The organism is Aporhodopirellula rubra (assembly GCF_014192335.1).
Taxonomy (GTDB): domain Bacteria; phylum Planctomycetota; class Planctomycetia; order Pirellulales; family Pirellulaceae; genus Rhodopirellula; species Rhodopirellula rubra.
Genome location: NZ_JACHXU010000045.1, coordinates 1 through 15462, shown reverse-complemented (window position 1 = coordinate 15462; position 15462 = coordinate 1). Strand labels below are relative to the sequence as shown.

General features: G+C 56.2%; 14 protein-coding genes. 8 read left to right on the top strand and 6 right to left on the bottom strand.

Features of this window, described 5'->3' with window-relative positions:
* Window positions 1-428: 428 nt before the first annotated feature.
* From FHS27_RS30105 to FHS27_RS30095, 3 genes are all read left to right on the top strand, one after another.
* A complete protein-coding gene (locus FHS27_RS30105; RefSeq protein WP_184310063.1) occupies window positions 429-683 on the top strand; it encodes a type II toxin-antitoxin system Phd/YefM family antitoxin in 255 nt (84 codons plus the stop codon).
* The gene (locus FHS27_RS30100; RefSeq protein WP_184310061.1) at window positions 680-1057 is read left to right on the top strand and encodes a type II toxin-antitoxin system VapC family toxin; all 378 of its coding nucleotides are present in this window, start codon (window positions 680-682) and stop codon (window positions 1055-1057) included. Before FHS27_RS30105 ends, FHS27_RS30100 begins: the two co-directional genes overlap by 4 nt.
* A gap of 182 nt (window positions 1058-1239) precedes the next feature.
* Entirely contained in the window at window positions 1240-1497 is a 258-nt protein-coding gene (locus FHS27_RS30095) for a hypothetical protein (RefSeq protein WP_184310059.1), read from the top strand.
* Window positions 1498-1761: 264 nt separating this feature from the next.
* Here FHS27_RS30095 and FHS27_RS30090 read toward each other — a convergent pair whose 3' ends face one another.
* From FHS27_RS30090 to FHS27_RS31815, 3 genes are all read right to left on the bottom strand, one after another.
* Window positions 1762-2040, bottom strand: a complete 279-nt coding sequence (locus tag FHS27_RS30090) for a hypothetical protein (RefSeq protein WP_184310057.1) — start codon at window positions 2038-2040, stop codon at window positions 1762-1764.
* 67 nt (window positions 2041-2107) lie between these two features.
* Window positions 2108-3358: a trypsin-like peptidase domain-containing protein gene (locus FHS27_RS30085; protein WP_184310055.1), complete on the bottom strand. Its 1251-nt coding sequence runs from the start codon at window positions 3356-3358 to the stop codon at window positions 2108-2110.
* Window positions 3359-3565: 207 nt separating this feature from the next.
* On the bottom strand, window positions 3566-5722 hold the full coding sequence (locus tag FHS27_RS31815; protein WP_184310053.1) for an AraC family transcriptional regulator: 2157 nt from the start codon (window positions 5720-5722) through the stop codon (window positions 3566-3568).
* A 783-nt stretch (window positions 5723-6505) separates the two neighbouring features.
* Between FHS27_RS31815 and FHS27_RS30075 the strand changes: the two genes are divergently transcribed.
* From FHS27_RS30075 to FHS27_RS30055, 5 genes are all read left to right on the top strand, one after another.
* Window positions 6506-6742 carry a helix-turn-helix domain-containing protein gene (locus FHS27_RS30075; protein WP_184310050.1) on the top strand — a complete coding sequence of 79 codons (237 nt, stop codon included), beginning with the start codon at window positions 6506-6508 and terminating at the stop codon, window positions 6740-6742.
* Window positions 6739-7809, top strand: a complete 1071-nt coding sequence (locus FHS27_RS30070; RefSeq protein ID WP_184310048.1) for a primase-helicase zinc-binding domain-containing protein — start codon at window positions 6739-6741, stop codon at window positions 7807-7809. The genes FHS27_RS30075 and FHS27_RS30070 overlap by 4 nt, the downstream gene beginning before the upstream one ends.
* Before the next feature lie 9 nt (window positions 7810-7818).
* Window positions 7819-9522: a DUF3631 domain-containing protein gene (locus tag FHS27_RS30065; RefSeq protein WP_184310046.1), complete on the top strand. Its 1704-nt coding sequence runs from the start codon at window positions 7819-7821 to the stop codon at window positions 9520-9522.
* Complete coding sequence (locus tag FHS27_RS30060) at window positions 9523-10038, top strand: hypothetical protein (RefSeq protein ID WP_221225501.1); 516 nt, start codon at window positions 9523-9525, stop codon at window positions 10036-10038.
* A 114-nt stretch (window positions 10039-10152) separates the two neighbouring features.
* Window positions 10153-11568, top strand: coding sequence for a tyrosine-type recombinase/integrase (locus FHS27_RS30055; RefSeq protein WP_184310042.1), 1416 nt, complete (start codon window positions 10153-10155; stop codon window positions 11566-11568).
* Between the two features lie 32 nt (window positions 11569-11600).
* Here FHS27_RS30055 and FHS27_RS30050 read toward each other — a convergent pair whose 3' ends face one another.
* The 3 genes from FHS27_RS30050 to FHS27_RS30040 form a co-directional block, all read right to left on the bottom strand.
* The gene (locus FHS27_RS30050; RefSeq protein WP_184310041.1) at window positions 11601-12872 is read right to left on the bottom strand and encodes a DUF1559 domain-containing protein; all 1272 of its coding nucleotides are present in this window, start codon (window positions 12870-12872) and stop codon (window positions 11601-11603) included.
* A gap of 808 nt (window positions 12873-13680) precedes the next feature.
* Window positions 13681-14928 carry a DUF1559 domain-containing protein gene (locus FHS27_RS30045; protein WP_184310039.1) on the bottom strand — a complete coding sequence of 416 codons (1248 nt, stop codon included), beginning with the start codon at window positions 14926-14928 and terminating at the stop codon, window positions 13681-13683.
* A gap of 226 nt (window positions 14929-15154) precedes the next feature.
* Window positions 15155-15462 (bottom strand): transposase (locus FHS27_RS30040; RefSeq protein WP_184310037.1); only part of this gene is annotated, 308 nt, incomplete at its 5' end.

Below are 15462 nucleotides of genomic sequence, written 5' to 3'. Positions count from 1 at the left end.
TGTCCTGTCCGTAAACGTCCTTCATCGTTGGCCTCCGTGGAATCGAGATGCCTCGATTCTACAAGATTGCCGAAGTTATTTCCGAACAAGTCCTTTGTGGTTTCTGAAGGGGGAGTGCTACGCGGATTCGTCAGCGAGGAAAGGTTTGGCGCAAAAAAAGAGCCCGCATTTAGGGCTCTTTTTGAGTGGGCGATACAGGCTCCGAATATGCTCCCGAAACGCCGTGTTTTAGTGCGTTCGCGGAGCTAGGCGAAGCAGAATGCGAAGCACTTTCGAGCGATGCTGCTCTACGCGAGTTGGTGCGGCTCTGGTCCACTCTGAGCAAGGAAACGAAGGACATCATTTCTGCGATCATCAAAAGTCGATCTTCGTGATGGGGCGTTCGGTCGGTTAGAATATAGTTTCACCCAACTGTCCCAGGTAAAATCATGCCCGACGAAATTTCAATCCAAGAAGCTCAAGGCAACCTCAAAGACTTGATCGCTGGTTTGGCTCCTGGTGCGGAGCTGGTCATCACCGATCACGAGCGGCCCGTAGCCAAACTGGTCGCCGAAGTCGCGAAGCCGTCCGATAAGTCAGCGAAACGCCAAGGCGGTCAATTGAAGGGTCAAATCGCGATCGCTGCCGACTTCGACGAATTGCCCAGCGACATCGCTGAGGCATTCGGAGCGGGCGACCAGTGAGACTTCTGCTCGACACTCATGTCGTGCTTTGGTGGCTCGACGATCCCAACCTGCTTTCGGCTGATGCACGGGACGCGATCGCGGAACCGGCGAATCAAGTCTTTGTCAGTGCGGTTGTCGCCTGGGAAATCGCGATCAAGCGTAGTCTTGGAAAGCTAAACGCACCGGCAGACATCGCGTCAGCGATTGTGGATGCCGGTTTCGACGAATTGCCTGTGACGTCCGATCATGCGTGGGCCGTCGAATCGTTGCCGAATCATCATCGCGATCCATTCGACCGAATGTTGATCGCCCAAGCAATTCGTGAGAATTGCACGTTGGTGTCACGAGACGCCGCGATCCCCGCGTACTCGATACCGCTGATCGTCGCGTAAGCGACCGATCAGTGTCTGACCTCGACGGCGTAGTGCATGTTACCGAAGCGAAAAATGTAACCACGCCGTCGGAACCTCGGTTGATGTTCCAATTTGCATCGGGGAAACGCTTGACCGAAGCGAACGACGTTTGAATCTCCAGTTTGCCATCGGCGGCAGGATGCCGCCGCACACCGGGCACGATGCCCGCACGCACTGCGACGGGAGCGAAGCGACCGTCTGAGCCTCGCCGTCGAGCGACAGCGAGAAGGCGAGGCGAACCCACGCGGGATTCGCCGAAGGCACGGCGAGCATGGATGATCGCCGTGGAATGGGCGGTCGGGGCACGGATGCAGCCGGAACGCAGGCCATGGATGGCCGGAGTGCAGGCCGAGCGGAGCGAGCCGACCGCCCTTGCCCGAGGGCATCGGTATCGGCAGGGAAGCGACCGACCGAAGTGATTGAAGTTTGCCTACCGAAAGATTCTCCAACGCGTTTGCAGTTTGCACCACGAACAATGGGAGCGATGCCGATACCGACGGCGACATTTGCAGCGGATCGCCACTGAATCGAAGCGATTGCAGTTTGAACCCCGATGCAGTCTCCAACACATGCGGAGTCGCCGCCGAGAGCATAGGGCATGGATGCCCGTGGGATATTGGCGAAGCCACGGATGGCGCAGCCCCGCCCTGAAAGTCGTGCGCACGTTGCGCTACGCCGCCAGCCTACCGAAGCGTTTGACGTTTGAATCTCGCTTGCGTACAGCCTGGAGTCGGCGGCAAGGATGCCGCCGAAACATGGGCCTGGATGGCCCGAGCGCAGCGGATGGTGGTCATCGCGTAGCTGTAGCGGATGTCGTCGCCGAAGTGAGGAACGAACGCAGGCGGCGGCAGTAGCGAAGGCGAAGTGATGACGTCCATCCGCGATAGCGGGAAATAAACAAACGCAGGCGGAGACGTTCTGATGTTGTCGGCGCAGTGAGGAACGAACGGAGGCGGCGACATCAGTACGTCGTAGCCGTAGTTCCGACTTGGTAGAGAACGGCTGACGCTCCGAAACGCTTTCCATCGGCTACCGCTTTGCCTTTCGTTGCCGTGTCGCTGTCGGCTTTCGTGGTCGCTTCGGAGATCGTCGCCGCGACGGCGGTTTGTTCGCTGGGCAACCATCGTTGTCGGAACTACGCAGCTTGCGTAACGCTCGATAGATAAAGAACAACCACGGAAATACGATTGCCGCCCCACCACCCGCGAAGCCAAGCCACTTGCCGATCAGCCACCACGTGAAGCGGTCTTTAGCTTCGTCGATGCGGTCGCGGATTTGTCCTCGTTCCCATCGACGCTTGTTCGTCCACGGATTGAAGTCGTCCGACGGCTCGGAGTCATCGGGTTCAGCATCATCGTCACCGAATCCCCAGCGATTCAGGAACGCACGCAAGCGGTCGCCGCGAAGTAGGCCGGATCGCTGCTCTTGTAGCTTGCGATCGACGAACACCATGAATGTCGGTGTTGATTCGACTCGGTAGCCTTTCTCGTTGACGTATTCGATGTCGAACGTCTGGTAACGAACGTCGTCGGGAATCGCTTGCTTTTGCAACTCGCACGGGCGGCAACCTTCGCTTGTAACGAGAACGAGCATCGTTGACGATTGCCAGAGCGGAATCGCGTCATCAGGCAGCGCCGTTTCGACTTCCGCGACTTCGCCGTGAACGAATGAGCGAACGGCGGCGGCGTTCATTGCGAGTCCGTGACCGTCGCCAGTTCTCCATGCGACGAGGCCGATCACGCGAGAGCCGTCGTCGTTGAACAGTGGCGAACCACTGCGACCGGGCAACGCTTCCGGCTTGTAATAGATCAAGCCTCGCGTCTGACGAACGATGTGTCCGCGTTGCAGGCTGACGGCTGCGCCTCCTTGCGCTCCGCACGTCAGCACGGTCGGGGAATCATCCTTGAAGCCAACCTCTGCAAGCGGCACAACGGGCATCGGCCCAGGGAAAGCTGATCGCGGAAGTTCGACAATCGCCAAATCAATCGAAGTGGTGCGGGCGATGTGCGAACGAACGACGCGACCGGCAATCGGCCTGGACCGATAACCCGAATGCTCGAACTCAAGACTCACTCGGTTGCCAACGCGACCGACGACGTGTGCGTTTGTCAGAACGTGGTAGTTGTCCTCGTCGGCATCGAAGATGACTCCACTGCCTCGGGCGTTGCCTGCGAAGACGCGACACGACGCACGCAACACGCGATCTGTCGAATCTTCGTTGGCGTGGATTGCAGTGCCGAGAGAAACAACGGCAAGCAGAGTGAGAGAAATGCGACACATCAAAAAACCTCCATGCGAGTCAACTGAACGTCCTAACTGACATTCAGGATTGCATGAAGGTTTGTTGTTTCAAGTGCCTCGAATCAGCCTGCAAATCGGTGCAGTGGAGGCGAGTGGATTGGCGTTGAGAGGAGCGGAGCGGCGTTGCAGAAAGTTTTTTCGCTTTCTTTTGAAAACGGTTCTACTCGTTTGCGTTGATTGCGTTTTTTACTTCTTCAACATTCCGTTCGGGTCGATGACAAATTTCTTCGACGAACCGGCGCTGAACTGAGCGTACGCGTCCGGTCCTTTTTCAATCGGCACGACTTCGGTATTCATCACTGAGGGAAGGTCGATACGATTCCAAAGGATTGCTTGCATCAATTCACGGCTGTAGTTGCGAACCGGGGCCATGCCTGTGGTCAAGGTTAAAGACTTGGTCCACGCCGCACCCAGTGCAAGGTCGAGCGTCCCGTTCTTGGCACGAGGATGCGAACTGCCGGGATCACCGCCCACATAGATTCCCGGAATGCCGATGCTTCCGCCCGCTCGAACCACGTCAAACATTGAATTCAATGCGGCCTCGGGGCGTTCTTCATCGCTATGCTCACCAAGCCCATGAGCTTCGTAGCCAACGGCGTCCACACCGCAATCGACCTCTGGCACACCAAGGATGGCGTCGATTTGATCGGCCAATGGCGTCGTACTGGAAAGATCGGCGGTTTCGTAGCCGGCCTTCTCCATGACAGCTAGTCTTTCTTTGTTCTGGTCGCCGATGATGACGCAAGCAGCACCAAGCAGCCGAGCGCCAGCAGCCGCACAACGTCCTACCGGTCCAGCACCAGCCACGTAAACGGTCGAACCCGGTTTGACGTTTGCACTAACACACCCGTGGTATCCTGTTGGTAGAATGTCCGACAAGAATGCAAGTTCCAACATCCGGTCCATGGCCTGATCGCGGTCGGGGAATTTGAGCAAAGCAAAATCCGCGTAAGGCACGAGGCAGAACTGCGCCTGCCCTCCTTGCCAGCCGCCGAGATCAAATCCGTAGGCTCCGATTGGGCCATTCTCGTTGACAGTTTCGCAAATCTCTGGATGTTGAGTCGTGCAGTTTCGGCACTTACCACAACAGACATTGAACGGAACGGAAACGATATCCCCGACTTCCATCATCTCGACATCGCGACCGATCTCGACGACTTCGCCAGTGATTTCGTGACCGAGCACCGTGCCTTTGGGGACATCAAAACGACCGTGATAGATGTGCTGGTCGCTGCCGCAGATGTTGGTCGCGATCACCTTTAAGATTACCGCGTGTTCCAGCGTCTTGCCGCGAAACTCCCGCTTCGGCACCGGCAAATCGACGACTTCCAATTCTCGTGTGCCTGAATAAGTAACGCTTAGGTTCGTGGACATCTCATGCTCTCCTGTTTTGTTGAATGCTTGACACCGTGAGCCAACGAAGACCCGCGCCAACAGAAAGAGAGTTTTAGCGGGCGTCACGCCCATTTGCAAGCGAAATTGCCGCGTCAAATGAGACTGGTCTGAAAAACCGCAAGCGGCTGCGACTTGTGCCAGCGTGAGGTCTAACCCGACGTCACGAATCAACATTACCGCCTTTTCGACTCGCAAACGCATCAGAAAGTGATTTGCCGTTTCCCCGGTGGCAGCTTTGAAGAGCCGCGAGAAATGGAACCGGCTATATCCAACCACTTCCGCGAGGTCTTCCAGCGGAATCTTCTCTTCTAAATGGTCTCGCATGTGTTGTTCAACGAGCTGAACGAGATCATCAGTCAGCGTTGCATGAACAGGCAGCTCAGATATCGGTTGCTCCGCAAGCATCATCAACCGCGCCAGCAATGCGCAATACAAACTGTCGGAATAAAGTAACCCGGCGGGTGAGGTATCGTTACCGTCCTTCCACAACTCAAGAACGAGTCTTTCGATAGGATCATCTCGCCAAAGTTTGCTATGCAGAATGCCAAAGTCGTCAGGTGCTTTGATGCCCGCGATCTCAAACCGCTCCTGCAAATCGCGAAAATCTATGGAGACATTCAGCGACTCGTAGGGTCCACCTCCCGTTTTAGCCGTCGAAATTCCATGCGGCAGAAGTGCCAAGCTTCCGACTGTCGGGCGTCCCTGAATCTTGCCGAAGCCAAAGTCGTACTGATGAGTCGGCAGAGCAATCTCTTGAGCGACAATCAACACCAGCGTCAAATCTGGCGTGGACGGACAGTCAATCGCTTCGTGCTGCCTCGTATGAACCATCCGCACGCATCCATCGGCTGCACTACGACGATCAATCACCTGTTTCGTAGCCGCGCACCACTCCGTGAAGCCCGTTGGCTGATCGCCCTCAGTGTTAAGAACAGTTTTTTGAATCATTGCGTTTTTCCGATTCTGTGGCTTCTGTGAAACAGCGTCTCCGACGCACACTGAAGAGTTTCTATTCACGTCAACCTGTCTCTTCGATCAAGACGCCTTAGGCAGGAGCGTTGAATCAATGTACCAGAATCGACGACATCCTGTCGCAGATGCATGGGTATGTTATTTCCCAGCGATGCCTTAGCCTGCAAATATCAATAGAAAGTCATCTTGCTCGACGAATTCGGTTTTGAGTGAAGATGGAAGGCAGTGCAAAGCACTGACTTTGCAAATATCCACGTGAATTTGGCCACCGTGACCAAACGTGTCAAACACGTCCATCAAAATCCAAGATTGCCGCAAAAGTTTTTTCTGTTGCACTGAGAAGTCAGGGGATGTCAGCAGTGGAGCCGAGTGGCAAGCGGAACGATTGACGATCGGTTTTCTGTTGTCCCATTGCTGGACAAGAGCCTTCGTGTCGGTAGCATCCTGTTTGTCGTGACGACTGATCGACTGAAAAGTTGCTCAGTGGAATCAGGATGATTTGCTCGGAAGCAATCACGGCTATTTGTGGCAATGACGCCACAAAGAAAACAAGCCCGATGAGCTGTAACTCACCGGGCTTGCTGTTGGACGAAGCCGACTGAAAGGCGAACCTGACAATCAAACTGCCGCCCTACGCTAATGGTAAGTTTGACACGTTAGGTCATTGCGTCAATCGCATCAAATGCGAGAAACGCAACCTTTCATGCTTGGCACGTTCGTTTTGATCGTTCCGTTTTCCGCATGAGAGGGAGTTTTCTCGTGGCTTTTACCGTCCCGTCGTCCAATGGCGACAACCTCATCTGTCTCAGTCGAGACGATGCCTCAAAACGCTTAGGCATCAGCTCTCGGACACTTTACGAACGGACTGCACCACGCGGTCCCATCTTCGCAGTTCGCTTTGGTCGTCGGGTTCTGTACCCGGTCGCCGAAATCGACCGCTACATCGCCGAGCAAATCGCTTCGCAATCCGACGAGAAGAACGGAGGTGCGAAATGAGCGAGCAACGCTACTCAATCTCGTTGCCGTCGGTCGAAGAACTCAAAGCCCTCGCGGCTGGCCGTTGGTTCGACATTCTGATTGCCGCCGGCATCGACGCCGACAAGTTGGATGGACGCGGCCACGCCTGCCCGAAGTGCGGCGGACGCGATCGCTTCGCCGCGTTCCCAAACATCAACGGACGCGGAGCGGTTCACTGTCGCCACTGTTTCACTCGCGGTTGTGATCCGTCGCCCGGCGATGGCATCGCTTCACTGCAATGGATTCTCGGGCTGGACTTTCGAGCAACGCTCGGATGGCTGGCCGATTGGCTTGGAATCAAGCAGGAGTCGAAGTCGCGGATTGAATTGGTCGCACGCCGCACAGTGACGAGCGAACGACTCGTCAGTTCCGAGCCACCGGAACCAGTGTTCGACTTCGATGATCTGGCAAGGCAATTCTTTTGCGAAATGAGCCGCGAACGTCGTGAATCATTGGCAAAAAGACTGTCTGTCGAATCGCGAACACTTGTTCGTTTGCGAGTCGGCTACAGCGAGCAGGGCCAAGCAACCACTTGGCCGATGGTCGATAGTGGCGGACGCTGCATCGGCATCCGTATGCGAGGCCATGACGGTAACAAGTGGAGTTTCAGTGGTGGACGCGGCGGGCTGTTCGTTCCTGACGGAATCGCGACCAGCATCGACCGGCTGTTCATCTGCGAAGGTCCAACCGACGCCGCCGCATTGTTGTCGATTGGCCTTCCCGCGATCGGTCGCCCGAGTTGTCAGGGTGCGATGCCCGCAACGGTGAACTTCGTTCGCCGCATCGGTTGTCACGATGTCGCGATCGTTGCCGATCACGACGAAGCTGGTCAGAACGGAGCAACGCGATTAGCTCGCTTGCTTGTGACGGTCGCGAACACCGTTCGCATCATCACGCCTGGCAGTCCCGGCGACGACGCACGGAAGTTTATCGCCGAAGGCGGCAACGCTTTCGACTTCGATGCGATGTTGGCAGACGCCGACGCGCTGATGCTCGCGATCCGTCGCAGCGTCCCAACCCCCAAACGGAACGCCGAAAGGAATTAGGAAAAGATCATGGATGAACAAACAACACCAATCGAACCGCTATCGCTCGCGATCGAGCGAAGCGGTCGCGGCGACACTGTAACAGTCATCGCGAGACTCGCCGACGAAGAACTGCATCGCGATAAACTCGATTTGAACCGAGCCGACGCACGAAGCAAGTTTGCCAGAGCGATCAACAAACTCGTTCCACGGTTCACCGCAATCGAAGTCGATTCGCAGCTATTGAAACTGCTTGCCGATCTCGAACGCAACCGTGAACGAGAGAACGCCGACGAGCCGAACGAAGAACACGGCGAAGAACTCGATGCGATGGAAATGACGCGGCCCGAACTCATCATCCGCCGCGACTATTCGGCGATGGTTGTCCCACGCTTGATGAGAACGCGAAACGGACCCGATGGCATTTGGACGCTCTACGCAAAATACAAAGCAAAGCGATCGGCCAGCGAACTGGAACCGTCGATCATCGTTGGTGAACAGGTTTTGCACGTTTCCCCGATGCCGTATCCGCCCACGGTTTCGGACGCATCGGAATTGTGCCGCTGGTCGCAAGCGTCACGCGAAGCGTGGACGAGCGGCAAGGTCGCTCCGACCACCGACGACGCAATCACCGCTGTCATGGAACGGCTCGACCGCTTCATCGAATTGCCAACCGATCCGGCGGACGGCGAAGCGGGTTCGATCGGTCACGCCGCAACGCTTAGCCTTTGGGTGTTGTTGTCGTACTGTTATCCGGTCTTTCCCGCCGTTCCGTATTTGTATCTGGCCGGTCCCGCCGGATCAGGCAAAACGCGAACGATGGATTTGATCGGTCGTATGGTCTTTCGACCTATGTTCTCGTCGAACACGACCGCCGCGAACGTCTTTAGGTCGCTGCACGCACGCGGCGGAACGCTGCTGCTCGATGAAGCCGAACGACTCAAGGATGATCGTTCACCCGATGTCGGGGAAATCACTTCAATCTTGCTTTCGGGTTATCGTCGCGGCGGTCGTGCGAATCGCTTGGAACCGTCCGGCGATACGTTCCGATCGGTTTCGTTCGATGTCTTTGCACCGAAGCTACTCGCTTGTATCCGTGGTCTGCCACCGGCGTTGTCGTCGCGTTGCATCACGGTGCGACTGTCGAGAGCATCGAACGGCAGCCCGCGAGCAGGTCGGTCACTCGATGAATCGCCAGCCGATGACCAAGCGGTTCGCGACTTGTTGCATTGTTGGATGCTCGAACACGCCGCCACGCTGATCGACACGCCGCCGCCAGCATCCACGCTTGCCAATCGTGACGCCGAACGCTGGGAACCATTGTTTCGGATCGCCTCGCTTTCGTCTGATCCGTCACTACTCGATTTCGTCATCGGCCACGCCGCACGGCAAATCGAAACGGATCACGAAGACTCAACGCCCGAAGCCGACCCGGCATTGTTGGCGGCGCTGCATCAACTGGTTGCGACGACGCCACGAATCACACCGGGCGACGTTTTGGAAACTGCCAAGGACATCGACCCTGACGCTTTCGAGGATGGTTGGAACGCTCGCCGCGTTTCGGTGGTTCTCCGCCGCTACGGTTTGCGGACTTCACGTTCGCACGGCAAACGCTTGTATCGCATGAACGCATCAGACGTTGCCGCTGTCGCCAAGCGATACGGCTACGAAATCGAAGAAGCCGAAAATGGGGTGCCGCAAACCACAGTGCCTCAAACCAAAGGAGGCTTCTAAATGGTCACAACCAACAGCACCGACATACCCAAATTTTGCGACCTTTGCGCCCATTGCGGCACCCGCATGGGTAACACCTCCGCTCCCTGCAACTGCACTCCATCACCGCACGGTGATCGGGTGCCGGGGGTGCCGCAAAGGGCGCAAATCCAGGGTGTACCGACACTCTTTCAGAGATTCACAAATCGGGACTTCGATCGGGAGCCTTTATCGGCACTCGAAGAAGAAGAAGAACCGAACGGCGAAGCCAACGATGGCCCTTGGATCATCAACGCCGAAGCATCGGCACTGCTCGATGAACTGGAAGAAGTGGACTTCGATGACGTTCCGGTTTGTTCGTGCGGTCGCTACTGCGACGGGCAAACACTCGATGACGCTTGGCACTGTTCGCACTGCGATCCCAACGCAGAAGAACGACGAAGGCGAACGCAACGACTCTTAGCCGCCGCGAATCGCATCCGACGAGAAAACGGTCTCTCAGAATCAAACGTCACGCACGCCGACCCGCAACCGTGACTCAAACCTCACAACTTGAACCGAAAGCCACTCGCGACCGCTCCGGCTGCCAGTGGAAAATTTGACTTCAAAAATCAATCTCTACAATCGAAACAACTCTCAAAGGAATCAATCATGGCCTCAATCGTCAATCGCCCCAATCGTCATCGCTGGGTCCAGTTCGTTGACACCAACGGCAAACGTCAAACACTTCGGCTCGGCAAAGTCACCAAGAAGAACGCCGAAGAAGTTGCCCGCCGCATTGAAATTCTAATGTCCGCCAAAATCTCCGGCGACTCGATCGACGGCAGCACGTCGGCGTGGATTCGATCACTCGAAGGAAAGATTCGCGATCGCTTGGCAAAGCTCGGCTTGGTTGAGCCGCGAGCGAAGCGAAAGTTACTGGGCGAATTTCTCGACACCTACATCGAAGAACGCACCGACGTATCCCAAGGGACGCTCGACACCTACATCAAGGCTCGCAAGAACTTGATTGACCATTTCGGACGCGAACACCGCCTGGAAACGATCACGAAGGCGGACGCGACGAAGTGGCGCGTGTATCTCAAGACCGAGAGCAACGCCCGCGACAAAGACCGAAAGTGGATCGCCGACAGCACCGCCCGGCGTCGAACTGGCAAAGCAAAACAATTCTTCAACGCGGCAGTCGAGCAAGGATTGATCGACGCTAACCCGTTCAAGCATTTGCCAAGCACCGTTCACGCGAACGAGAAACGGCAACACTTCGTCGATCGCGGCATTATCGACGATTGTATCAAAGCCGCTCCCGACGCCGAGTGGCGAGCGATTATCGCGATGGCTCGGTATGGCGGTTTCCGAATGCCCAGCGAATGCACGACTCTGAAATGGTCAAACATCGACTTCGCCGCCGGGCGAATGACGATTCACGCACCAAAAACCAAGCGGCATCGCAGCGGCGGACGCCGCATGTGCCCGTTGTTCCCCGAACTGCGACCGTATCTGGAAGATTTGTACGAACTCGCCCAGCCGGGCGACGAGTTTGTCATTCCCTGGGTCAAACGAGCATCGAACCTGCGAACGCGGTTTGAAGCGATCATCGAACTAACAGGCCACGAACAATGGCCCAAACTGTTCCAGAATCTTCGTGCATCGCGAGAAACGGAACTGCTGGGCATCTACCCGGCCAAAGACGTTTCAAGCTGGCTCGGCAACAGCGTTCCCGTCGCGATGAAGCATTACGCGATGGCACGCAAGGAAATCTTCGAGGCGGCAGCGTTGAAACCGACCGGAACGATGCCCGAAGGAGCATCACCGCCCGCCAAAAAAAGCGAAGCAGAAACCGAAGCAGATGCGAAGCAAAACCCGAAGCAGCAGGCAACCGCAGCGAGTGGAGCCGACGAGCAAGAACAAAAGAAAAGCCCGCGAAACGCAGGCTCATTGCAAGAAAACGCCGCTAGGCTCCACTCGGAGCCAAGCGGTATGATGGGCGATACAGAACTCGAATCTGTGACCTCCACGATGTCAACGAAGCACTCGCCTCGGGCGTCGTTGGACGACCGAGGTTCGTGAGTGCGATCCGATTCAGGCAAGCAGAACGCTGGTTAGAATTCGCTTTCGATCACTTCCTTGGACGCCTTCGTTCCGAGTTTGCCCCACAAGCCGTAGGGGCTTTGAGAGCCCGCGGGCAGACCCGCGTTGCTTGCGTGGATCATTGCAACCATCGGATTCGTTTGAGTCCCCGCCTCGATCGAGTCGGTTATGAACTTCACCGCTCCGTCGCCCATCAACACATGACAACCGCCTTGATGCCGGCTGCTAGGTGGCATCAGGCCATAGCGTTTGTCCGCAGTCACCGTGGCAACCAGGGTGTCGGAGTTGTGGTCGTAGGCACCTTCGTTGGTGACACAGGTAGCCGAGTTCGGTGGGCTGATCGTCATCATGCCGGTATAGACCGGATTACCGTCCGCCCATCGCATTCCACGGCCGATGCTGGCGGCGTTGATTAGCGTCACGCCCGTCGCCGCCCAGAATTGCGGACGCGAGGCGTCGACAAACGTTGGTCCTCCACACACCGAAGGGTCCAATGCGAACGTCGCCACCGCGCCACTGACGCGAGGGTTGGTCCGGATGTCACGATCGCCGAGGTCGGTTGTGATTTCGCCCATGATGATCGTGTTGGCTAATCCATCGAGGATGTCCCGGAACATCGCCCGTTGGCGTGGGACGAACGCGCCGCGGCAGTTTGCGCGAGCCATCTGGCCGGCGTTAGCGTCTTTCTTATAGAGCGTCCGAGTGGTCGGTCCCTCCGTCGATGACAGAATGCTGTCGCCCAGGCACACCGCGTAGTTGGTGCGCCCGGCCGCTGGCAATCCTTCGCCGGGATCACTTGGGCAACGCAAGAACGCAAGTTCCTCGTTCCAAGGGCCGTAGCTCGTGTCGGCGGTGTTTCCGCCTTGCACTGCCCCGTCCGGTGTCGGTCCCATCGCGGGATACAGTGTTCCCGTGGAACCGTCTTTGTTCGGCGCGTTGGGGTTACTGATTTGCTCCCAGGCCGATTGGGCTTCGACGAAGGGCAACAGCCCGACCAGGGCACTGAGTTCTTCGCAGTTACCGTTGACGTTGGTTAGGTCCCATGACGCGACGGCGGACATTCCGGTGCCGGACTTTTGAGTCGGCAGTTGGTTGTACGCCGAGTGATAATTGTGGATGCCGAGGCCGATCTGTTTGAAATTGTTACTGCAACTCATTCGTCGGGCCGCTTCCCGAGCCGCTTGGACCGCGGGTAACAAAAGGCCGACTAAGACTCCGATGATTGCGATCACGACCAGCAATTCGACAAGGGTGAAGCCCCTTTGAACACGCGATAGTTTCATCACTGTTTCTTTCTGAAGTAGAAGAAGGAAAAGAATGCCCGCTCGAAAGTGAGCGTGGGCGGTTGGTGACGGATAAACACCGAGCCGTGGTAAACCGCTCTGCCGCTCTTACAATTTTCTTAAAAAAACTAAGGCCTCCTTCGCTGAAGCCTTAAGGCGTCCTCGGCAACGCAGTGTTCATTTCGTGACTGCGGCGGTAAGTGCCAATGCTTAAGGGCGGAGCGAAAACTCAAGGGCTGAAACTTTGATTGTTAACACGCCAAATCGCCCTGCGTTTCGTCCAGCAAGACGGCGAGCGAGCAAGTCGTGTGTCTTTCTACGCAACCCTCGTTCCACGCTCGCGCATCAAGCTCATCAGAGACTGGCAAACTGTTCACCGATGCGATAGTAAGAAATTCTAATAATAAGAATGAGGTCGTCGAAGTGCATGGCTGGCCATCAATGGAGTCAGAATGGACGTTTGATTACAACGAGTCGGATCATTCTCTTCTTCTTCATGCCCTGCATGTTGATAGCGACGTGCTTGACGAAGCCGGTTTGGCTGATGAGAGGAGGTCAAGGCGAGTGGCGACGGAATGTCTTCGATCTGATTGGCGAGTGGTCCGGTGCCACTGCAGCCAGCGAGACAGAACTCGCTGTGGGGTTAGACGTGGTGTTGGATCATGCCGAGAATCTTTGCCGCTTCTGCAGTTCGGCTGGTTTTCGTGCCAAGCCGCAAATCGGTGCTGGGTGGATACGAAAAAACGCTGCGGTCGCTTTCGCGTGCCGCAGCGTTTTGTATGTCCAAATCAGGCGAGCAATTCTCGCTTTAGAATTCTTCGTCGATCACTTCCTTCGACGCTTTCGTGCCGAGTTTACCCCACAGGCCGTACTGGCTTTGCGAGCCGGCTGTGAGGCCGTTCGCTGTCGTGTGGATCCGTGCGACCGTGCTTAGGTTTTGGGAGCCAGCCTCGATCGAATCGGTGATGAACTTAACCGCACCGTCGCCCATCAGGACGTGGCAACCGCCTTGGTGACGGCTGCCGGGAGGTACCAAGCTGTAGTTCTGGTCGAGGGTGTCAGCAGCGACCAATGTAGCCGAGCCGTCATACATCCCTTCGCTGCCTGCACATGCGGGGGTGTTGGGAGGGCTGATCGTCATCATGCCCGTGTAGACAGGGTTGCCGTCGGCCCAGCGGAATCCGCGACCGATGCTGTTCGCGTTGATGAGCGTTGCGGTCGTTGCCCAAAACTGAGGGCGGCCTGCATCGACGTAGGTGGCTTCGCCACAAATCGATGGATTCAATGCCAGTTCGAGCGATGTCATTCCATAACGCGGGTTCGTGCGGGTGTCACGGTCACCGAGGTCGGTTGCAATCTCCCCCATAATGATCGTGTTTGCGAGACCGTCGAGGATGTCGCGGAACTTCGCTTTTTGACGCGGCACGAATGCGCCACGGCAGTTCGCACGTGCCATTTGTCCTGCGTTGGAATTCTTCTTGTTGAGCGTCGACGTCGTTGGTCCGTCGGTCGACGAGATCGGGCTGTCACCCAAACAAACGGCATAGTTAGTGCGACCAGCAGCGGGCAAGCCCGTACCGGGGTCACTCGGGCAACGCAAGAATGGCAGCTCTTCATTCCATGGGCCGTAGTTTCCGTTTGCGGTTCCGTTGTCAGGTGTTGGTCCCATCGCTGGCCATACGCCTGTTGATCCGTCCTTATTAGGTGCATTTGGGTTGCTGATTTGCTCCCAAAGAGCTTGTGCTTCGATGAAAGGCATCAGGCCAACCAAGGCACTTAACTCTTCACAGTTTCCTGTGGTGTTTGAGAGGTCCCATGTTGCGACCGGATACATGCCCGTACCGCTCTTCTGTGTAGGGAACTGGTTGTATGCAGCGTGGTAGTTATGAACTCCAAGACCTAGTTGTTTGAAGTTGTTGCTGCAGCTCATGCGGCGAGCTGCTTCGCGGGCGGCTTGGACAGCGGGTAGTAGCAGCCCTACCAAAACGCCGATGATCGCAATCACGACCAAGAGTTCGACCAAGGTAAAACCAAATCGAGTTTGTGATTTCTTCATATGGACTCTTTCAATGCAACAGAGAGACATGCGGACCGGAAAAGCAAACCGGGACAGGAACTAATAAACAAGAAGGTTTGCATATTGTCTTCCCTGAAACTTGTATTTTTTTCGAAAACGGTTCTCCGGAATGCCCGCTGCCTCCCCAGTCGGGGAAGACCTTATGCGCAGGTGTTTATAAATCTGCTTTATGTAACTAACACGCTTTTAAGCACGAGAACAGGAGTTATTCGGCGTAATGATGAAGTGACGGCATATAGGTCACTTCACCGAGTTCTGCGAGCTTTGATGTCAAAGTATCTAGCATAGTCTTGAACCGTTCCCAAGCATTTGCTGGCATCAGTTGGTACTTGAGTTTTTTCCACAATCGTTCGATCGCGTTGAGTTCTGGGCTGTAGGGAGGAATGTTGTAGACTAGCAAGCCCCGCTCGGCCCAACGTTCCACCGACGCCCTGAAGGTCCTGCTGGTGTGGCAGGACGCGTTGTCCAAGATTACCACGGTCGTTTGGTCGATGGTCTCGCAAAAATCGTTGA

Bases quoted from the DNA above. Each gene is read 5' to 3' on its own strand.
- FHS27_RS30060 (WP_221225501.1), top strand. From the start codon at position 9,523: ATGGTCACAACCAACAGCACCGACATACCCAAATTTTGCGACCTTTGC.
- FHS27_RS30105 (WP_184310063.1), top strand. From the start codon at position 429: ATGCCCGACGAAATTTCAATCCAAGAAGCTCAAGGCAACCTCAAAGAC.
- FHS27_RS30065 (WP_184310046.1), top strand. From the start codon at position 7,819: ATGGATGAACAAACAACACCAATCGAACCGCTATCGCTCGCGATCGAG.
- FHS27_RS30085 (WP_184310055.1), bottom strand. From the start codon at position 3,358: ATGTGTCGCATTTCTCTCACTCTGCTTGCCGTTGTTTCTCTCGGCACT.
- FHS27_RS30055 (WP_184310042.1), top strand. From the start codon at position 10,153: ATGGCCTCAATCGTCAATCGCCCCAATCGTCATCGCTGGGTCCAGTTC.
- FHS27_RS30095 (WP_184310059.1), top strand. From the start codon at position 1,240: ATGCCCGCACGCACTGCGACGGGAGCGAAGCGACCGTCTGAGCCTCGC.
- FHS27_RS30070 (WP_184310048.1), top strand. From the start codon at position 6,739: ATGAGCGAGCAACGCTACTCAATCTCGTTGCCGTCGGTCGAAGAACTC.
- FHS27_RS30045 (WP_184310039.1), bottom strand. From the start codon at position 14,928: ATGAAGAAATCACAAACTCGATTTGGTTTTACCTTGGTCGAACTCTTG.
- FHS27_RS30050 (WP_184310041.1), bottom strand. From the start codon at position 12,872: ATGAAACTATCGCGTGTTCAAAGGGGCTTCACCCTTGTCGAATTGCTG.
- FHS27_RS30090 (WP_184310057.1), bottom strand. From the start codon at position 2,040: ATGTCGCCGCCTCCGTTCGTTCCTCACTGCGCCGACAACATCAGAACG.
- FHS27_RS31815 (WP_184310053.1), bottom strand. From the start codon at position 5,722: ATGATTCAAAAAACTGTTCTTAACACTGAGGGCGATCAGCCAACGGGC.